We start from the raw sequence: 21,081 nt of genomic DNA on the forward strand, positions 1-21,081 counted from the left end.
AATTTATTCTAAGATGAAAAATGATGCTATAATAACTATGGCATCATTTTTTATATTATTTCAAGAGGTGTGATATGGACAGATACAATAGGGATGTTGAAAAGCTAATGTATGAACTTGTTGCAGTACAAAGTGATACGGGAACTGCACAGGAGCTGGAAGTTGAAAGGTTCATATACGAATGGTTTTCAAGACTTGATTATTTCAAGAAGAATGACAGGAATTTCGGGTATTTCCATATGAAGAATGATCCCTTTAAAAGGAGTGCAGTATGGGCTCTTGTAAAAGGCAAGGGAGATGAGACAATCATACTGCTGAACCATCATGATGTGGTGGACAGCTTTGACTATGGCGAGCTTATGGAATTTGCATACAAGCCGGCCGCTCTCAAGGAAAAAATGGCTGGGATGGAGCTCAATGATGAGGTCAAAGCGGATCTTCATGACGATGACTGGATATTCGGCAGGGGAACTGCAGACATGAAGGCAGGCGCGGCCATCGAAATGAAGCTTGTTGAATCATTCTCGGAGGTTGATTATTTCAGTGGCAATGTGCTTTTCATTTCGGTTCCGGATGAGGAAAATTTGTCTCTTGGAATGAGAGATGCCGTGCTTTTGCTGGAGGACCTGAAAAATGAGTTTTCACTGGATTACAAATTTACAATAAATACTGAACCTCACAACAGGGACAGGCAGGATGAGTATGTATATTTTGACGGGTCTGTCGGCAAGCTTCTTATGAGTGTCTACGTAAAGGGAAAGAGAACCCATATGGGTGAAATCTTCAAGGGACTTAATCCTTCATATGTCTTGTCTAAAATCATAGACAAGACCGAAATGAACACGGATTTTTCCGACTTCAGCCATGGAATGGTTACACCTCCTCCGTCATGGGGCTTTGCCAGGGACTTCAAGGAAAGATACGATGTGTCCGTACCTGAAGCTGCGGGAGGATATATAGGTTTTCTTACACTGGAGAGCACTCCGTATGAAATAATGAGTGAGTTGAAAAATATTTGTAAAGAAGCCTGTGATGAGGCTTACAGGGATATAAACAGGAATTTCAAAAGGTTCAACAATATCAAAGAAAGTTATGATATAAAAACAAGGGTGTTGACTTATCAGGAGCTTATGAGTGAAGCTCTTGCCTATGACGATAATTTGACCAATAGTGTCATCGAAGACAAGAAAAAGGAAATAGCGGGAAAAATCAACAGGGGAGAGATCACTTTGGCGGAATCGAACCTTTTACTTATAAAATCTCTTCTGGATATAATTCCAGACAAAAATCCTGTGGTTGTCCTGTCCATATCTCCGCCGTACTATCCTCATATATTGAAGGACAATATTGACTTGAAAGACAGGTACCTTCTGGACATAGACGATAATATCAGCGGTTTTCTATACAAGAATACAGCACTTGATGTGAAAAACAAGAAAGCCTTTATGGGCATATCCGACGGCAGTTATTTTGATTTCCAGTGCGGAAGGGGAGTGGGTAATTATGTAAAAGAAAACATGCCCCTTTGGGGAAGTCTTTACAGCATACCATTTGAAGGAATGAAAAATCTTGGGATTCCCGTAATCAATCTCGGGCCATGGGGAAAGGATATTCATAAGATCAGTGAAAGGGTCAACAGGATAGACTTGAATGAGACGGTGCCGAATCTAATAAGGTATATAATAGAGGGGTATTTCAAGAGATAAACACGAATATAGAAGACTGCCGGCGGCAGTCTTTTGTTTATTTCTTTTGATTTTCCGTATTCTTAGCATTGATTTCTTCTTTGGCCTTTTCCATGGCTTTGATGAAGGAAGAAAAGATCTGTGGCTCCATCATGAATACATCATCTTTTGATATGTGGTCGAAGTATCCGTTTTTATCAAGGAATTTGTACATTTTTTCACTGACGCCGCTTAGTTTGATGTTTCCGCCCCTGTTATGGATTTTTTGGGTGAATTCAAGCAGAATGTTGTAGGATGTTATGTCCATGCTGTTTACATCCCTCAAGCGCAGTATGAAATTGTCCGACTTGTTTTTTATTTCCGATAAGCTTTCAGCCAGGTCGTAGGCAAGGCCGAAATAAAGGTTGCCCTCTATTCTAACGGCTATCATGTCTTCTTCCTCCATAAGATCGTCTATATCTATTTCTACAAAGCTGTCGTTGTATTTTACATGGTGAAGTATCTTGATCTTGGCGGAGCTGCTTTCATTCAGGTAAAGGAATATGGATACCCCTGTACCTATAAGTACTGCCCTGTCAAGACGTGGAAGGAATATTATGGCGGCAAGGGTGATGGTTGCAACATAAAAATCCTGTTTGGAACTGTTGTGGTACTGTATGATTTCCTTGAAATTGATCATATTGCTTGCCACTGTTATAATTATGGCAGCAAGACAGGCCTTTGGAATATAGGTAATATATCTCCCGAATAACAGCAGGGACAATGCGATTATTATTCCCGACATTATTCCTGCGATTCTTGTTTTTCCGCCGGCATTGTAGTTTATGTATGTCCTATAGTTGGAACCTGTTCCTGCAAAGGATTGAAAGAATGAACCGATTATATTTGCTATTCCCTGCGTAATAAATTCCCTGTTGTTGTCTACTTTCTCATGGGTATTTTTGGCAACTGTCTTTGCTGTTGTAATTGAAGCCATGAGAGATACTATGGAATATGATAATGCCATTGGAACAAGGGTTAGAAACATTTCGAAATCAATGTCGAAAGAATTGAAGCTGGGAAGGGTGGTACTAGTTGTTCCAAGTACTGCAACACCAAGTTTTTCCAGATCAAAGCAATACGCGATCAATCCTGTTGCAAGCATGGCTGCCAGTTTGCTGGGGAAAAGATAGTGTATTTTTTTAGTGAAATAAAGTGTTAAGCATGCTATTGTGAAAATGATGATGCAGTAGATGTTCCAGTTTCTTATATTGGATAGTATGAAGATCACTTTTTGAAAAGCTGTAATGCCGTGTGGAGGAAGCATTCCTACAGCATTGCCTGCCTGACCGAAGATGCTCAAAAAAGCCACGCCTATAATAAAGCCCTTGATTACGGAGTGTGATATGAAATTCAATATCCTCCCCAGGTTGAGAGCACCGAACAAAACCTGTATTATCCCTACCATGAAGGTGAATTGAAAAACAACAGTCATGTAGCTTTCTGTGGGCAGGTTTATATAGGCAGCCAGACTTCCTGCTATGAGGATGCAGGTTGCGGTTGTGGGACCTCCAATTATATGGCTCGATGAACTGAAAAGTGAAATGATTATTGTGCCTATTATTGCCGAATAAAGACCATATATTGGTGGAATCTTCGCCAGTATGGCAAAGGCTATGGATTGGGGGATTGCGCTTACAGCAACAGTTGAAGCAGCAGCCAGGTCGTTTTTGAAATATTCCTTGTTGTATATTTTAAGAGTGTTGATTAAAGGATTGAATAAATACATATCGATTTCTCCTCTTGTAAATATATATAGCTTGCATTAAAGGAGTAGTTCGTTCTCTTTTGTATGATTATTGTTGTTATAAATAAATTTTAACACGTTATTCTTATTAAATAAACACTAAAGGATTAATTTGCAGATCAACAGTGAAGAGAAAGTCGAGAATATTTTGTGACAGTAAACGGATATTTCTCTTTGGCATATATTAATCCTAATCAAGGAAAACGCTTGTCCTGCGGCGAGTAAAGAACATGAAAAACAAAAGAAAAATTATTGTAAAAAAAGTTATTTTTTGTATTGACATCAAATTATGATTGTAGTATTATATAACGGCAGTCAAGAAACGGGGCTGCAAAAGGACATGACCCATTAGCTCAGTCGGTAGAGCATCTGACTTTTAATCAGGGTGTCCGGCGTTCGAGTCGCCGATGGGTCACCAACAAGAAAAGAATCGCTAACGATAACACGTTGGCGGTTTTTTTATTGCATCTATTCATATGATTCTCCAATGATGAAATTATCTTATTCTCAATATGCATTTAGTTATAGGCATTAATCATTTTGTTCCCGAATTCTTCAAGAAAATATAATAAATATTCTTAACATTTTTTTACTGTTTAATTTGGAACAGTATTTGATTTGATTCGTCTTAGTTTACTGTAACAAAAAATATAAAACAAACAGGAGAATTAAGATGAAAAAAATAATAGCTTTAATGATGGTGATTGCCTTGCTGGCAGGGTGTGGTGTGAACGGTGGTGCAGGAGACAGTGTTGAAGATGAAGGCGTGTTTCTGGACAAGTCATCATATGACGTGTTGCTGGAGCTTTATGAAATCGCCGGAGTGGACATCAAGGATGAAATCAAGGTGCATCGTGATGCGGAAGCTTTGAAGTGGATCTTTGAACTTGAAGAGATGGAGGGATTTGTAGGCTGTGCCGAGACGGATTCATACTTTTCGGGTAATGGACTAGGGAAGTTGGTTGTAATTGAAATGGACAGCAGTGAAGGGGCGGCTATGATTTCTGAAAAGATGGATGCCCTTAAAAAGTGTGTTAATGAAGAAATACTGACATATGAAATAGTAGTAAGGGATAATTTTGCAATGTTTACAGGTTTTGGAGAAGAGGAAAATGCAAGGTTTGTAGAAGCATTCAATAATATGGAATTTGAAGGAATGGTATCTGAAGGACTGGAAAATTCACTGGATGTGTTTACTGCTATTTTCAGAGATACTGAAATTTCAATGCTTGAATTCGTATCATATATGACTGATGCAGAAAAACATGTACAGAAGGTAAACAACTATATAAACCAGGGTGAGGTTCTGGAAGGATACAGCAATGCAGTGATGAACAACGGATTCTTTGGACCTGCCACTGTATTTGTCCTTGAAATGGAGGAAGGCTCCGACATAGAGGGAACAAAGCCCAAGATGGGGAACCTTAGCAGATGGATGGTTTGCATGGGTATAGAGGAATATGAGATAGTGTCAAATGGAAACTATATTCTTTTCGCAGGTCTGACACCTGAAGAGAATACAACCCTTGTTGAAAACTTCATGGCTCTGGAAATCGAGTAATAATAAATAGAAAAGGGGCATGTCAAACAGCCCAAATAAAAAGTCAGTATGACTCTTAAGAGTTATGCTGACTTTTTTCGCGATTTAACACTAGTTTTGACCAGAAAGCCCCCACTTCTATAAGTGGGGGCGGGGTATTGCGAGTGTTCGAATATTGTTGCCATTTTTAAATTGAAATTCTGTCCAGGTCTATAAGGTCGTAGTGGTTGATGATGTAGATGAGCTTGATGGGATAGTCTGGGTCTGTTGCATAGCCTGCACGCCTTATGGCGAAGGCTCCCAGTGTGTAGTCGTACATTACATCCCTGAATCCTTCATATCTTTCTTTTTCCAGGAGAAGCGCCTTGTGGTCCACCCAGCTTTCCTCAGGTGTTTCATAAGCCCTGAAGTAGTCATCGCACCTGAAGGATACTCCGTTGTATACTTCCCAGGTATTGACGATGACGGAACCATTTGACCCTGTTCCCTTTATGCCGAAGAGGTTGTTCGAAAAGGTGCCGTCATATTTGTCTACAGGTATGTATTGTCCCCAGCCCGTTTCGAGGATTGCCTGGGCAGTCTGCAGAGCAGCCGACATTCCGGTTTTTTTATATGACTCCACTGCCATCTCAGAAGCCATTTCCTTGAATTCCATTTTGCCCGATATGGGTTCCGATGTGTATGTTTCTCCAAGAAACACTTCAAGGTCTACTGCTTCACTTTCTATTTCTTTATCGTCATAATAGCCTACTGCATAGATGCTTATATCTCCGCTGTCATATTCCGTTGGGGAAAATGTGACTTTGGTTCCTGCACTGGCTTCTCCCAGAAGTGTTGTCTTTCCGGAGTTGAGATTCTTCATATAGTATTCGACGCTGTCGATGTCAAGGTTGCTTGCAACGGATAGGTTTACATCACCCGTAAGGACCTGACCCGGTCCTACACCCTTGAGAAGCAGCCTTGGACTGCCGTCCACTGTAACCCTTACAGGCTCACTGTCGTGGAAGTTTGAAGGGGATTCCTTTGCGTAGTTTGCAGTCAGCTGGTCAATGTAAATTGCACCGTCATCCCTTTCGTCGTATTCGATTTCGGCTATATATATGTTCTTAAGGGATATGGGGTAGGTCACTCCATATGGAATTTCAGCTGTGACCTTTTTCCATCCTTTCCAGTCCACTTCGTCTGCAAAGTCGATCTTGTACAGTTCTCCGGCTGCATCTATTATCCTGCATCTAAGCCAGTGGTCGCTGTCATCTCCATAAACCCACATGGAAAAGCTTGCAGGCTTGCCGTCTATCTTTCTTCCATCTTTACCGAATTCAATGAATGTAATGGACTGATCATCGGGAATCATGGTTGTGAAGTCGTAGGACAGCTTGACGGATCTGCCGTCCTTGCTTCTGGATGATGTGTCCATGTCTCCCTGGGAATCGCTGGGATACTGGGTCAACAGCAGCCCGTCAAGGTCGTCGAAATCATGGATGAGTTCTTCATCGCTGATTTCAAGATCCTCATATGCAACTGCACCGGTATCCTTTACCCTTACAATAAGGTCCATTTCTCCGTCAAATCCGTCTTCGGAAGAAGGGAACCAGTCAAATTCACCGTAGGGCTGGGATCTCAAAAGTGTTTCCCTGCCCGTATCTGGATCTCTTATTATATATTGTGTTTCCGTAACATCATAGTTTCTGCTTGCTATGAGGGCGACGGGACTGTCTATTGTCTTGCCGTCATATACTCCCGACAGGCTTAGACTTCTGTCAACATCTATTGTCACATGGAGGGCTTCTCCAACGTAGCTGTTTTCCTCAGTATCGTAGGCTGTCGCCTTGACGGTATATTCTCCTGCCTCTTCGAAGGAAGGTGTGAATGTATAGCTTCCGTAAGGATCCCTTTCGCTTGTTTTAGTAACCTTTCCCGTCTTCAAGTTCTGGAATTCATATATGACGTATTTGGAAAGGAAGTTGATGTCCGGATTTAGCACCAGCTCGTCCTGATGCCTGCTGTAATCCTTGATTTCAGGCAATTCAACCTTTGGATCAACGTCAATGTCCACCGATAAGGCATCTCCTGCGAGAAAATTACCGTTTTTATCGTATAGAACAGCGGCAAGGACCTTGTTTTCCTGGGTTTCAGTTCCAGGGATAAAGGTAAGTATTGAATCTGCAACATCCCTGCTGTCCTTTATGAATCCCGTTCCCGTCTCTCCGTCCAATAGAAGAAGTCGTAGATTGCCGTCAATATCCTTGTACTTGTCGGGAACATCAATCTCGATATCCGTTTTTCCCGTTATTGTATCCCCTTCCTCCAGTGAAACCATATTGAGTTCATAGAAAGGTTCTACATCCGATGTTTCTGATGAATCTACGTAAACGGTTCTGGTGTCGCCGTCCCATGAAATGCCTATTCCCAGGGCATTGCTCACGACCCTTAAGGGTACGTAGGTGCGGTCGTTTATGATTCTTGGCGCAACGTCGATTATCTGGTATGATTCTCCAAGGTCGTATTGAACCAGTCTGCTGTCTATGATGAGTCTCAGATGGTCCTTCCCCTTGTCCACTGTGACAGTGTAGGTTTCTCCATCCCAACCAACCTCGGCCCCCAGTGCTTCTGCAACAAACCTTACGGGAATCAGCGTTCGGTTGTCAACGATTACTGGAGCCGACAGTTCCGTAATATCCTCGCCGTCCACCACCAGGTTGATATCCGTGGTCAGCTCGCTTGCTTCCGCTATCACTGGTACCTGAGGCAAAAATGCCAGCATTGCGGCCGCAAGGATTGTTGTCATGATTCTTTTGAACATAAATACCTCCATTAAGCATAAATCTGCAAAGTTTTTCGTAGCTTTATTGAATATTTCACACTCTAATATGATAGCATAAATCATGGAGGAAAACCATTACGGTTGACGAATAAAGACATAAAAATAATGTTAAGATTTATTCATTTAAGGTGTTTTGAATAAAATGAGTTTTATTTGTTCAAAGCAGCTATTATAATATATAAGAGAAGATAAAATTCCTCTAATGGTATTCTAATGGAATCATGTTATATTTGTTAAATAGCCCATTGAAGGCACTGGAATTTTTGAAACGATTTGGACATTGTGGAGGTATAGTATGAAAAATAGAATTGGAAGCATAATCGCAAGCATATTTCTCCTTGTGGTTGTAGGTGCATTGGTATATATGTTTTATATACAGACCGTAAGGATAAAGGACTTGAGGAAAGAGGTGGAATCCCTGGAAAGCACTATCGAAGTTCTTGAAGGAGAAAAGGCCGAAATGGAAACGTCCATGGATGCAATGGCGGCTGATGTTGAAGAGAAGAATGAACAAATCGAAAAACTCAACGGAAAAATTGAAATTCTAAACGACAACGTCAACAGTATTTCAGCAATAAGGAAAATACTTGAGGAAAATTTCGGGCATGATGAAGGAGCTGAAGACGAGGCTGAAGCCAATTTTGAATCAATATCCTTTCTGGACATGAGCGAGGACGAGCTTATGATATATGAAAGCTTCAAGGAGGAATACAATGATGAGATGCTCACGGCTGTTGAGCCGTTTACCATTATGAAGCTTTATCTGTACTGTAGTTATATTAAGGATTATGAAACGCAGTATGAACTTTATGTAAATCATGAAGACTATGATATGTCTTGGACAAAGGAAGAGCATATGAATATTCCGGAGGAACATAGAATCAGTGATTTCGGTGAGTTTGAGACAGCCTATAATGTAGAGGTGAAAGTAGAGGGGGCCCATGCTCTTGTATTATGGAACAGCGATTATGATGGCGAAGAAGAGTTCAAATACGGTTTCAATTTGGATAAAGATGAAAACGGAATCTGGAAGGTCAACTTCATTCCCATGCAGTAGAATCAATGAGTAAAATGTTTTACTTGCAGTTGGCTGATAAAGCGGTGTAGTGAAGTCGAATATGCATTAACATATGATAGGCAGCGGGTCTTACGGATTCGGCTGCCTTGATTTTATATCCTGAGAAATTGAATTGCAAATGAGTACATGCTATACTGTAAGTATCGATTTACAAGGAGGGTGAAATGGGAAACGGAACAATGCTTCAGGGATTCGAGTGGTATCTGCCGGATGACGGCAACTATTACAACATGATGAAGGAAAAGGCCGGGGAGCTTAAAAAAACCGGCTTTTCAGCCTTGTGGATTCCTCCTGTATTCAAGGCGACAGGCACCTCGGATGTGGGATACGGAATATATGACATCTACGACCTGGGGGAATTTGACCAGAAAGGGTCTGTCAGGACCAAATATGGAACAAAGGAAGAGCTTATTGAGATGATAGAAGCCTTTCACAACGAGGGGATCCAAGTATATGCAGATGTAGTGATGAACCACAAGGCAGGCGGTGATGGTACCGAGAAGTTCATGGCTGTGAAGGTTGATTTCAATGACAGGACAAAAGAACTGGAAGAACCGAGAGATATTGAGGCCTGGACTCGTTTTGACTTTCCCGGAAGGAAGGGGAAATATTCAGAATTCAAGTGGAACTTCAACCATTTCAGCGGTGTGGACTATGACAATATAAGCGGTGAAAAGGGAATCTTCAGGATAATCGGCGAGAACAAGGGGTGGAATCTTGGTGTTTCGCGTGAAATGGGAAACTACGATTATCTCATGTTTGCGGATATAAACCATGCCCACCCCGAAGTCAGGGAGGATTTCAAGAAATGGGCGGAGTGGTTTGTCAATGAGACAGGAGTTGACGGGTTCAGACTTGATGCGGTGAAGCATATTGACACTGATTTCGTGAAGGAGTTCAAGACCCATGTGAGAGAAAAATTCGGAAAGGACTTCTATTTTGTAGGTGAATACTGGAGGGACAGTATCCAGGCGGAGGAAGGGTATCTCAACAGTACAGACTTTGACATAGATATTTTTGATGTAGGACTCCACTATAATTTCTATGAAGCATCAGTGAAGGGGGACGGATATGATCTCAGGACAATATTCGACAACACGGTAGTGGCGAAATACCCTGAAAAGGCAGTGACTTTTGTGGACAACCACGACTCGCAGCCAGGACAGGCTCTTCAATCCTGGGTTGAGCCCTGGTTCAGGGAGATGGCGTATGCGATGATCTTATTGAGAAAATCAGGATATCCCTGTGTCTTCTACGGTGATTACTATGGAATGGGAGGAGACAATCCCTTTGATGGAATGAAGGGTTCCATAGACAGGCTTATGTATCTTAGGAAGAATTACTGCTTTGGTGATGAAGACAACTATTTCCAAAGCGGAAATCTCATAGGCTGGGTAAGGAAAGGTGCGGAAGACAAAAGGAAGAATGCTGCCGTAATCATGTCAAACAAGGAAAATGGCACAATAAGGATGTTTGTGGGAGAAGAGAACAAAGGCAGCGTTTACACAGATTATCTAGGTCATGACCAGGGCTGTGTAACTATTGATGGTGAAGGCTTCGGTGACTTCCCTGTTCAGGGAGGGTTCGTCAGCGTATGGATTTGCAGACAGGAAGGAGTGCAATATGATTAGTGGCAGTTCAAACATATATACTTTTCATCTCCTTGATAAGGATGATCTTGAAGGTTTTCATCATATAGCGAGGTGGGACAATGACCCTGACCTGGCATATCTGATTACTCCCAATTTTCATGAGGAGCCTTTGAAGCACGTATCAAGTCTCATGCTCCAGGTGAGCTATGAGAGAAGCGGATCCAAGGAAATATACATGATTCGCTGTGGAGACAGGACAATAGGCTCGGCTTCAATTGATATGAACCCTGAACACCTTGCAGGGAAGGATGAACCGACCGGATGGCTTGGAATAGTCATAGGAGAAAAGGAGTATCACGGCAAAGGGGCGGGAAAAGCCGCCATGGAGTTTTTGGAAAATCGCGCCAGGGAACTGGGAGCAACAAGAATGGAGCTTGGAGTATTTGCCTTCAATGAAAAGGCAATCGGGTTTTATGAAAAACTGGGATACAAAAGATTCCACATAGTCAAGGACTTTACCTTCTACAATGGAAAATGGCATGATGACTACAGGATGGAGAAGAGACTGTAAATGATATTATAATATTTGCTGCAGAGCAATGGAATGAAATATGAAAAGGACGGTAGGACATGGATAGCAATTATATAGAAATATCTGAAAAGAGAAAGAAGGAACATATTGAGAATTTTTTGAAGGGGAAAAGCAGGAATTCAAACCTCTTTGGAGATGTTGTTCTTGATAACAATTCGTTTCCGGAACTGGACTTTTCGGAGATTGTAACTGACATTACCTTCCTTGGGAAGAAGATTGATTATCCAGTAATGATAAATGCTGCAACAGGAGGGTTCGACGGAGCCCTTGAAATCAACAGGGGGCTTGCTGAACTGGCCGGCAGATTCAACATCCCCATGGCTGTAGGCTCTCAATCCCTTGGACTGAAAAGCGGAAACCACAAGTCCTACAAGGTGGTTAGAGAGGTGTTGAAGGACAAGGTGGTTCTGGCCAATCTTTCAGCCCATGCAAACCTGGATGACGTATCAAGAGCCATAGACATGGTCAAGGCAGACGGGGTGCAGCTGCACCTTAATGCTCCCCAGGAAATGTGCATGGAGGAAGGGGACAGGCATTTTAGGGGAGTCCTCGACAATATCGAATATGTATCCAGGCGCATCGAAGTTCCTGTCATAGTCAAGGAAGTGGGCTTTGGAATGTCGAAGACTTCCGTGAAGAGGCTTGTGGATATGGGAATCGAGTATGTGGATATAGGCGGCAAAGGAGGAACCAATTTCATTGAAATCGAGGACCTCAGGAATAAAACCATTGATTACTCGGATCTCTATGACTGGGGAATACCGACAGCAGCGTGTCTTCTGCAGTGCAGGGAACTTAAGGGAGATATAAAAATAATAGCAAGCGGAGGCATGGAATCTGCTTCCGACATAGTAAAGTCTCTGTCTTTGAACAGTGAACTGGCGGCAGTCTGCGGTGTTGTATTGAGGCGATATCTGGAAAGGGGATACAAGGCTGCGGAGAAATTGATGGAAGAGATTTTTCACAAGATGAAAGTCATGATGATGCTTCTAGGATGCAGAAGTATTGAAGATTTGAGAAATCTGGACCCCATGATCAAGGGAGAATTGAAAGAATGGATGAGGGATTGATTGAAAATGAAAGAAACTGAATTATACCAGCCGGTAAAGGACTTGTTTGAGGGAATGGGATACGAGGTCTACAGCGAAGTCGATGACATGGATGTGGTGGCCGTAAAGGACGACAGAAAAATCGTAATAGAGCTAAAGACATCCCTCAGCATGAAGCTTCTGATTCAGGCAGTGAAGAGACAGAAGATATATGAAGATGTCTATGTTGCTGTGCCTTTTCCCAAGTTCAAGAAAAGATTCTCCAAGGATTTTAAGGACAAGGAATACCTGTTGAGAAGACTTGAGCTTGGACTTATTTTTGTTTCATTCAACGAAAAGAATGCCTATGCTCAGATAGCCCTGGAACCGAAACCTTTCAATCTTCAAATCAGCAGGACAAGAAGCAAGAAGAAAAGAACCCTTGTGGACAGGGAGCTTTCAAACAGGCACGGAGACAACAATACTGGCGGAACCAAGGGTAAGCTTGTCACTGCATACAGGGAGAAAGCATTGGAACTGGCTTCATATTTGAGGGAAACGGATGAAATGACTACGGGAGAGCTTAGGGAAGCTTCCGGAAATGAAAAGTCCACTAATATCCTCTACAAAAACTACTATGGGTGGTTCGAAAGGGCGGACAAGGGCGTCTACAGGCTCAGCAACAAGGGACGCAGCGAGGTGGAGAACTACAACCATATAATAGACAAGATAAGGAGCAAGGAAGATTAAAATGAGCATATTTTGCTTTATTTTTTGATTTATATTTGCTATAATATCACTATATTGTGAATATTGGAAAATTAACTCAGCTGGTAGAGTACTTCCTTGACGTGGAAGAAGTCATGGGTTCGAGTCCCGTATTTTCCACCAGTAAAAAACCGCATCGTTTTTAATGATGCGGTTTTTTTATAATGTAAATAATCCGCTGCGCGTAGTAGTGTAAACTGACCTCTTTAAGTCGGGTTTGCAACATAATTTTTAGGAGGTCAACAGCATAAAGGAATCGCACTATATAAATAAAATGTGATTTTTTATTAGTGTGCAATTACCAAAATTTGAAACAAAAAACACTTGGGGAAAGCCAGATATTTGCAGAAAATCTTGTTATATTTGTAACAAATCGTGACAAAACTCAACAATACATACTGTGGGAAGATGATGAAAAATGAGTTATTGTATCGAAATAGAACACTGGTGCACAATGGAACGTTGGATTGTTGCCGAAGCTCGCTAATGTGAAACAAAAACTCAAGAAAATTGTCGTTGCAAAATTGTGAAAACATTTATTTTGCTGAGGTGCAGATATCGGTATGTTACTTGCTTTAGGAAAATGCATATTCATTATAAAATCAGCTGCTAGGAGAAAAACAAAGAGGTATTATAAATATACAAAAGCATGAAAAACATGCACTATATAATATCGAAGAAATAGATTGCGTGAAATATAAGACGAAAAGTATAAACATTGATTAACATTGATAATACTTTGACTGGATTGATAAAACCTTAACGATATTTTTGCTGAATCTTCAAATACAATTGTTGAGGGGTTTGTGAGTGGGCTAATAAATATGCAAAAAAACAGTTGCATTCCATTTTTTGCGGTGCTATAATTTGTCCCATAGCAAAAATTTTAAGGAGGAAACAAATTGGCAGTGAATGAATATTTTATACCTACGGTGAACTTGATTGGAGCAGGATGTGTAAATGAACTTGGAAACAAGGTGGCTGATCTTGGAGGGAAGAAAGTTCTTCTTGTAACGGACGCCATGCTGGTTAAATTGGGAATGGCTGCAAAGGTTGAAGGGATTCTTGAAGATGCAGGAATTGATGTAGTCATATTTGGCGGAGCGGAACCTAATCCTACTGACAAAAACGTGGAAGCCGGCCTGGTAGTGTGGAATGAAGAAAAATGTGACTCTATTGTATCCCTGGGCGGAGGTTCTTCCCATGACTGTGCAAAAGGAATTGGACTGGTTGCCTCGAATGGTGGTAAAATTCAGGATTTTGAAGGTGTAAACCAGTCGAAAAATACAATGGTTCCTTTGGTTTCTGTTAATACTACTGCGGGGACTGCATCGGAAATGACAAGATTTTGCATTATAACAGATTCGGCCCGTAAAGTTAAAATGGCTATTGTTGACTGGAGAGTAACGCCTGCACTGTCCATCAATGATCCTGAGCTTATGGTGGGTATGCCGTCTTCTTTGACTGCTGCTACTGGCATGGATGCACTTACTCATTCCGTTGAGGCATACGTTTCAACTGCAGCAAATCCATTGACGGATTCGGCGGCATTGATGTCCATAAAACTTATTGCAGAGTATCTGCCTATGGCGGTAGCGAATGGAACAAATATGGTTGCAAGAGAGAAGATGGCCTATGCACAGTATCTTGCCGGAATGGCTTTCAACAATGCCTCCTTGGGTTATGTACATGCTATGGCTCATCAGCTTGGTGGATTCTATAATTTGCCTCATGGAGTGTGCAATGCAATTCTTCTTCCGGTTGTATCCGAATTCAACCTGATCGGAAATACTGAAAGGTTCAAGGATATTGCTGATGCTTTGGGAGTGAATGTTGATGGTTTATCGACTGTAGATGCTGCAAAGGCGGCAATAGAAGCTATCAAGGAGCTTTCTAGTTCAATAGGAATACCTGCCGGTTTGACTGAACTAGGTGTTAAGGAAGAAGATTTTGAGGTTATGGCTACAAATGCAAAACTGGATGCATGTCAATTGACTAATCCAAGGCTTGCTACACTAGAACAGGTCATGGAGATGTACAAGATTGCTATGTAATTTAGCAAATTACATTAATAAATACAATATATAAAGAGAATACATTATAGGGAAGTTCGGTTACGGACTTTCCTTTGTTTAATCCAAGGATGTTCGTATTTGGCGAGTGGACATAGTTGCAAACTTTTGGAATGACCGGCATGCGATATAAACGCGATTATAAAATAAAGATGGTTAAAAGCGCTACGAAACATAGCAAAAATAACAAAATATGCCGAAAAACAGATAGCGAAACAAAAGGTGCTACAAAACGATACATAGATACAAAATGGAACAGTGGAATATCGCTTCAATTGTCACGTAATGCAACAAAAACTGGATCTGGTATCATTTCGGAATGGTGAAAACGTTTAAAATGCTTGATTGTTAATATTGGCATGTTACTTGCACATAAAGAACTCATACTGATTACATTAATAGTTCTTTAGGAGGAAATATGAACAAATTTATACGTATTGACATGACAACTTTACAAGCAAGCGTTGGAGATGTACCTGAAAAGTATGCAGGTCTTGGTGGACGTGCATTGACTTCAAATTTTGTAAATGACGAAGTCAAGCCTACGTGCCATCCATTAGGTAAAAACAACAAGCTGATATTTGCCCCAGGTCTTTTGAGCGGAACAACTGCTCCAAACTCCGGACGTATCTCGGTTGGAGGAAAAAGTCCTTTGACAGGAGGCATAAAGGAATGTAACTCCGGTGGAACCATGTCTCAAATAGTAGCCAGGATGGGTATCAAGGCTTTTGTAATTGAAGGAATGCCCGCGGAAGACAAATTCTATATAATAAAAATAGATATGGAAGGAGTTACTATTGAGGAAGCTCCTGAGGAAATACTGGGTGGATGTGGAAACTATAAAGCAATAGAGATACTAAGCGAAAAATACGGAAAGAAAGTAGCTATCGCCATTGCAGGACCGGCGGGAGAATATCGTTTGCCGTCTGCAAATATCTCATTGAAAGACCCCGAAGGAAACATCCGAAGTGCAGGACGTGGAGGTCTGGGTGCCGTTCTGGGATCAAAGAAGGTCAAGGCTGTTGTAATTGATGGAACTGGTGCAGGAAAGATAGAGGTTGCAGATCCGGAAAAATTCAGGGAAGCTTCAAAGGTGTTTGCAAAGGCTCTTCTAGACCATCCCGTGGCTGGACAAGGGCTTGCAGCTTATGGTACCGATGTACTTGTCAATATTCTTAATGAAGCTGGCGGATTGCCTGCCCGAAATTTTACAAAGGGACGAATAGACTATAATGACAACATCTCCGGTGAAACTTTGAATGCGACAATTACAGAACGTGGCGGGGAAGGCAAGGTGTCCCACGGATGCCATCCTGGATGTGTAATCAGATGTTCGCAATGGTATGCCGACAAGAGTGGAAAGTATGTAACAAGCGGTTTTGAGTATGAAACCATCTGGGGACTTGGAGCCGATGCGGGTATCGAGGATCTTGATGCAATAGCATATATAGACAGGGCAATGGATGATATTGGAGTGGATAGTATAGAAACTGCTGTTGCAGTGGCTACTGCAATGGAAGGTGGATTGATTCCCTGGGGTGATGGGAAAGCCGTACTTGAAATAGTGAAGGATATGGCCAAGCCTACACCACTTGCAAGGATTATAGGAAGTGGAGCTGCCGTTGTAGGAAAAACATGCGGTCTTTTCAGGGTCCCTGTAGTTAAGAATCAGGCAATACCTGCATACGATCCTCGTTCAGTCAAGGGTATAGGACTTACCTATGCAACGACTCCAATGGGAGCGGACCATACGGCAGGATACTGTATTTCAGGTAATATTTTAAAGGTTGGAGCAGATATCGACCCACTCAAGAAGGATGGACAGATAGAATATGCAAGAGCCATGCAGATAGGAACTGCAGCAATAGACAGCACGGGAATGTGCCTCTTCGTATACTTCGGTATTGCTGACAATCCGGCAGGCTTCCAGGCTCTGATAGATATGATAAACGCACAGTACGGACTGGCTCTTACTGCAGATGACGTAAACAAGCTGGGAGAATCGGTTCTCAAGGTTGAATTGGACTTCAACAAGAGGGCGGGATTCACCAGGGAAGACGACAGATTGCCTGAATTCATGGAATATGAACCATTGTCACCACACAATGTTGTTTGGGACTTCACACCTGAAGAGATTGACCAGGTTATGAATTTCGATAGTGAAGGTGAATCAGAAGAACTCAGAATAAGCTAGAATTAAGCTATAAAAAAGAAGGGATTTTTGTCTTGACATTCTGGGACAATATATCCTAACATTATATATATAGATTACATGATTGAGCCGGATTTGTGTCCGGCTCAATTATATACTGGGTGATGCATAATAGCTACTTTGTCTAGGAGGAAAATTATGTGTGGCAAGTCTAATAAAATTGAAATCAGGGGATTTTTACAACTGGATTCATACATCAGGAAGAAATATGGATCAATGCCTGTGTTTCTTGAAGTGGAGGGTCCTTTGTCAGGATTTGAACTGGCATACAGGATGGGAATCGATCCCCAGGATGTCGAAGTAATCTTTGTAAACGGCTTTGTGCAGGGTCTTGACTATACCATTAATCCTGGAGACAGAATGGCCTTTCTTCCGCCTGGTTGTCCCGGTCCATACAGGATTGCCCTTGGATTTTACGGAAAGAATCAGGATAACGAAGCAAATTTCAAAATCATTAATAGGAAAAAGAAGTAACTTGTGGGAGTGAGGTTAATGAAAATAACAGTGAAGCTTTTTGCAACCCTGAGGGAAAATCGGGAAAAGGTGGCAATACATGACATCGACGAAGGTACAACTCCGAAGGACATAATAGAAGGATTGGACATACCCCTCAAGGATGTTGCCATCATAATGGTCAACGGCAGAAGGGTGGATGAAGATGCAGAGATGAAGGATGGCGATGTGCTGGCTTTGTTTCCCCCTGTAGGCGGAGGTTGAGAAGTACAGCGAGCAAGCAACTTAAACAGAAAACAAACACCCGGCAACTACGGTGAATTTTCACTGGAGTGCCGGGTGTTTTTGATTCCGGTGTTGTGTTATTACATGCCAAACAAATTCGGAAGAAATAAAGTGATATTTGGTATAAAGGTTACCAGAATCAGTGCAACTAATAGAGCCAGAAGGAAAGGCCAGATTGCCTTTACAAGGTTTTCAAACTTCATGCCCGTTATACCGCAGGCAACGAATAGGTTTGATCCAACCGGCGGTGTTATGAATCCTATTGATAGGTTGAGTATCATCATTACGCCGAAGTGATATACGTCTATACCGTACTGTGCAACTATAGGGTACAGTATTGGACTGAGGATTATGATGGCCGTGAAAGTCTCCATTACACAACCAACTACCAGAAGTATCAGGTTTATTACTATTAGGAGCACAAATATGTTGCTGCTCATTGAAGTAAGTGCTGATTCAACCATTTTCGGTACGCCTTCGATTGTGAGGATCTTTCCTAGAACCGATCCCGTTGCAACAACTATGAGTATTGAAGATACCGTTATGGCTGAGCTTATGAATGCCGTTGTAGTGGCTTTGATGGAAAGTTCCTTGTATATGAATTTTCCGACGATGAATCCGTATACGCAGGCAACCACGGCAGCCTCTGTTGCAGAGAATATTCCTCCGTAGATACCGCCTATTATGATTACCGGTACGAAGAGGGCCCAGATTGCCTTCACTGCATTCCTGAGAACATTCTTTATGCTGAATTTCTCGTTTGATCCCATGTAGCCGTCACGACGTGCGAAATAGTAAACAAGAACTATGAGGGCGCCTCCCGCCAATAGACCGGGGCCAACTCCACCCATGAACATGTTTCCGGGTGATGCTGCTGGAAGTGCCACGCAGTACATTACCATGGGGATGCTTGGCGGTATGATCGTTCCGAGAACTCCAGCCGCTGCAGTAAGTGCAGTAGCGAAGGACTTGGGATATCCCTGTTCCTCCATTGCAGGAATCATGATTGTTCCTATGGCTGCAACTGTAGCTATTGCTGAACCGCTGATGGCTCCGAAGAAGATGCACGTGAGGACGGTTACTATTCCAAGTCCTCCCCTGACATGCCCTACCATGGAATTTGAAAGGTTAATAAGTCTCTTCGACAGCCCGCCTCCTTCCATTATTGATCCCGCAAGTATGAAGAAGGGGATTGCTATTAGAGGGAAGCTGTTCATTGAGGAAAATATTGATTGCGAAATATAGTCAAGTCCCATTGCACCTCCTGAAAATCCATAGATGCAAAGTGCGATTCCTATTGATACGCCTATTGGCACCGACAGGAATACGAAGAGGAAAAAGGAAGCCAACAATAAAAATATATGCATGATTAACCTCCTATCCTTATTTGATCCGCTCTTTCCTGGAAGAGCAGTCTTGTGTCGACTACGAGTCTGTAAATACTAAGTATGAATCCGATTGGTACTGCAATTTGAATCAACCACATTGAAAGACCCGTTGATTCCGATATCTGCGGATTGATGAAGATGAGTTTGTATACCTTTATCAAGGAGAAATAGCTGAATACTCCGCAGAATACCATGAATACAAGGTTTGAAAATACTTTCAGGAAAAATTGTGCTTTTTTTGGAAGTATTACAAAGGCAAGTTCTACCTTGATATGCTTCCTTTTTTTGACAGCCAGTGAGATTCCAATGAATACGGACCAGATGAGCATGTAAGTCAGAAGGTCCTGACTCCATGATATGGAATAATTGATCACGTATCTGAAAAACACTTGTGCTGAGGCTATTATGAGCATGGCCGTATAAGTGACTATCAGTATCCACTCTTCTACATGCTCGTCAAGCAATTTTAAAAATTTCATTTATAACCTCCGTAAATAGTACAGGGTGTCAAAAGACACCCTGTATTTAACTCCTACTTGTTTTCGATTTCTTCGATCTTTGCAAGAGCCTTCTCCAAAAGTTCCTTTCCGATTTGTTCTTCAAAGTTTTTGTATGTAGGCATTGCTGCGTCTATGAATGCTTGTCTCTCTTCATCTGTCAAGTATGTGATTTCAGTAGTTTCCGCTATTGTTTCCAATGCTTTTGCTTCAAGTTCGATTGCAAGCTCTCTGTTGAATGCCTGAGTGCTGAGAGCAGCTTCGTCTATTATAGCCTTCACTTCGTCCGGATATGAAGCATAGATATCTGTGTTTATGAACATACCGACAGGGTCGAATCCATGCTGAGTGTCTGTAACGTATTTCTGAACTTCGTTGAACTTCATTGATGCAATATTGCTGAAGCTGTTTTCCTGTCCGTCGATTGTCTTGGTCTGAAGACCTACGTAGATGTCTCCGTATGGCAGTGGAGTAGGATTGGCTCCATATGCCTTGAAGTAGTCAATCTGAACAGGGTTGTTGAGAGTCCTGATTTTAAGTCCTTCAAGGTCTGACGGTGCGTGTACGGGCTTGTCGTTGTTTGACACATTTCTGTATCCGCCGTCAAATACTGCAAGCTGCTTGAATCCTTTGTCTTCTATGCTTGCTGCTATTTCTTTTGCTATGTCGCTGTCAAGGAATTCAAATGCAACTTCCTTGTTGCTGAAAAGGTATGGCAGGTTGTAAAGAAGGAATGCATCTGTAAACTGTGCGAAAGGTGGATAGATGTTAACACACATTTCTATGCTTCCGTCCTGAACACCATTGAAGATGTCTGCAGATCCTCCGATTGCTCCACCTGGGAACAACTCAACGTCAACTCTTCCTTCAGAAAGCTTTTCCACTTCTGCTTCGAAGTGTCTCATTGACTGGGTTGCTATGTCCTGCTCAGGTGTAACCAGACCCACCTTGATCTTGAATTCTCCCTGCTTGACTTCAGTACCTTCTCCTGAATCGGTATTGCTTGGGCTTGAGCACCCAACGAACAGCAACATCAGAGCAAGTATAAGTGCTAAAATTCTTTTTGATTTCATAGTGTTTCTCCTCCATTAATGTGTTTTTCTAAAGTATACAGGAAAAGGGTTTCACAAAAAAGATTATCAGATGTCAAAATATGACAAATTATGACACAGCAGTTTTTGAGAACCAAAAGGTTTTGTTATGATGTTCATAAATATTTTGCATAAAAACAAAAAAGCCTTTACCTTTCGAAATATACTGAAAAGTACCTGTTCGAAATAC

At 41.8% G+C, this 21,081-nt stretch carries 16 protein-coding genes and 2 tRNA genes; 13 read left to right on the plus strand and 5 right to left on the minus strand.

Annotated elements, in window-relative coordinates; genetic code table 11:
• The first annotated feature begins 74 nt into the window (after positions 1-74).
• Positions 75-1,706 (plus strand): M20/M25/M40 family metallo-hydrolase, encoded by a 1,632-nt coding sequence (locus BUB05_RS02410; RefSeq protein WP_073046585.1) that lies wholly within the window; start codon positions 75-77, stop codon positions 1,704-1,706.
• Positions 1,707-1,743: 37 nt separating this feature from the next.
• Here BUB05_RS02410 and BUB05_RS02415 read toward each other — a convergent pair whose 3' ends face one another.
• A complete protein-coding gene (locus BUB05_RS02415; RefSeq protein ID WP_073046588.1) occupies positions 1,744-3,453 on the minus strand; it encodes a SulP family inorganic anion transporter in 1,710 nt (569 codons plus the stop codon).
• A gap of 360 nt (positions 3,454-3,813) precedes the next feature.
• On the opposite strand from BUB05_RS02415, the gene BUB05_RS02420 reads away from it, so the two are divergent.
• Together BUB05_RS02420 and BUB05_RS02425 are read left to right on the plus strand one after the other, a co-directional pair.
• Positions 3,814-3,889, plus strand: a tRNA-Lys gene (locus BUB05_RS02420).
• A gap of 255 nt (positions 3,890-4,144) precedes the next feature.
• The gene (locus tag BUB05_RS02425; protein WP_073046591.1) at positions 4,145-5,032 is read left to right on the plus strand and encodes a hypothetical protein; all 888 of its coding nucleotides are present in this window, start codon (positions 4,145-4,147) and stop codon (positions 5,030-5,032) included.
• A gap of 166 nt (positions 5,033-5,198) precedes the next feature.
• Here the strand turns inward: BUB05_RS02425 and BUB05_RS02430 are convergent, their stop codons facing one another.
• Positions 5,199-7,814, minus strand: coding sequence for a stalk domain-containing protein (locus BUB05_RS02430; protein WP_073046594.1), 2,616 nt, complete (start codon positions 7,812-7,814; stop codon positions 5,199-5,201).
• Positions 7,815-8,130: 316 nt separating this feature from the next.
• Between BUB05_RS02430 and BUB05_RS02435 the strand changes: the two genes are divergently transcribed.
• From BUB05_RS02435 to BUB05_RS02485, 10 genes are all read left to right on the plus strand, one after another.
• Positions 8,131-8,892: a DUF948 domain-containing protein gene (locus BUB05_RS02435; protein WP_073046597.1), complete on the plus strand. Its 762-nt coding sequence runs from the start codon at positions 8,131-8,133 to the stop codon at positions 8,890-8,892.
• Between the two features lie 185 nt (positions 8,893-9,077).
• On the plus strand, positions 9,078-10,544 hold the full coding sequence (locus tag BUB05_RS02440) for an alpha-amylase (RefSeq protein ID WP_073046600.1): 1,467 nt from the start codon (positions 9,078-9,080) through the stop codon (positions 10,542-10,544).
• Positions 10,537-11,076: a GNAT family N-acetyltransferase gene (locus BUB05_RS02445; protein ID WP_073046603.1), complete on the plus strand. Its 540-nt coding sequence runs from the start codon at positions 10,537-10,539 to the stop codon at positions 11,074-11,076. The genes BUB05_RS02440 and BUB05_RS02445 overlap by 8 nt, the downstream gene beginning before the upstream one ends.
• Positions 11,077-11,135: 59 nt before the next feature.
• Positions 11,136-12,167, plus strand: a complete 1,032-nt coding sequence (gene fni, locus BUB05_RS02450) for a type 2 isopentenyl-diphosphate Delta-isomerase (RefSeq protein ID WP_073046606.1) — start codon at positions 11,136-11,138, stop codon at positions 12,165-12,167.
• Between the two features lie 6 nt (positions 12,168-12,173).
• Positions 12,174-12,875 carry a DUF2161 family putative PD-(D/E)XK-type phosphodiesterase gene (locus BUB05_RS02455; protein WP_073047169.1) on the plus strand — a complete coding sequence of 234 codons (702 nt, stop codon included), beginning with the start codon at positions 12,174-12,176 and terminating at the stop codon, positions 12,873-12,875.
• Positions 12,876-12,940: 65 nt separating this feature from the next.
• A tRNA-Val gene (locus BUB05_RS02460) sits at positions 12,941-13,016 on the plus strand.
• A gap of 779 nt (positions 13,017-13,795) precedes the next feature.
• The gene (locus tag BUB05_RS02465) at positions 13,796-14,947 is read left to right on the plus strand and encodes an iron-containing alcohol dehydrogenase (RefSeq protein ID WP_217683714.1); all 1,152 of its coding nucleotides are present in this window, start codon (positions 13,796-13,798) and stop codon (positions 14,945-14,947) included.
• A 436-nt stretch (positions 14,948-15,383) separates the two neighbouring features.
• Entirely contained in the window at positions 15,384-17,159 is a 1,776-nt protein-coding gene (locus BUB05_RS02475) for an aldehyde ferredoxin oxidoreductase C-terminal domain-containing protein (RefSeq protein WP_073046612.1), read from the plus strand.
• A 156-nt stretch (positions 17,160-17,315) separates the two neighbouring features.
• On the plus strand, positions 17,316-17,651 hold the full coding sequence (locus BUB05_RS02480; RefSeq protein WP_073046615.1) for a MoaD/ThiS family protein: 336 nt from the start codon (positions 17,316-17,318) through the stop codon (positions 17,649-17,651).
• Between the two features lie 18 nt (positions 17,652-17,669).
• Positions 17,670-17,894, plus strand: coding sequence for a MoaD/ThiS family protein (locus BUB05_RS02485; protein WP_073046618.1), 225 nt, complete (start codon positions 17,670-17,672; stop codon positions 17,892-17,894).
• 101 nt (positions 17,895-17,995) lie between these two features.
• Here BUB05_RS02485 and BUB05_RS02490 read toward each other — a convergent pair whose 3' ends face one another.
• The 3 genes from BUB05_RS02490 to BUB05_RS02500 are packed head-to-tail and all read right to left on the minus strand — an operon-like array spanning position 17,996 to position 20,873.
• Positions 17,996-19,282: a TRAP transporter large permease gene (locus BUB05_RS02490; RefSeq protein WP_073046621.1), complete on the minus strand. Its 1,287-nt coding sequence runs from the start codon at positions 19,280-19,282 to the stop codon at positions 17,996-17,998.
• A 2-nt stretch (positions 19,283-19,284) separates the two neighbouring features.
• Positions 19,285-19,782 (minus strand): TRAP transporter small permease, encoded by a 498-nt coding sequence (locus BUB05_RS02495; RefSeq protein ID WP_073046624.1) that lies wholly within the window; start codon positions 19,780-19,782, stop codon positions 19,285-19,287.
• 53 nt (positions 19,783-19,835) lie between these two features.
• A complete protein-coding gene (locus tag BUB05_RS02500; protein WP_073046628.1) occupies positions 19,836-20,873 on the minus strand; it encodes a TRAP transporter substrate-binding protein in 1,038 nt (345 codons plus the stop codon).
• Positions 20,874-21,081: the final 208 nt, after the last annotated feature.

It is taken from the genome of Dethiosulfatibacter aminovorans DSM 17477 (genome assembly GCF_900142005.1).
Classification (GTDB): Bacteria; Bacillota; Clostridia; order Tissierellales; family Dethiosulfatibacteraceae; genus Dethiosulfatibacter; species Dethiosulfatibacter aminovorans.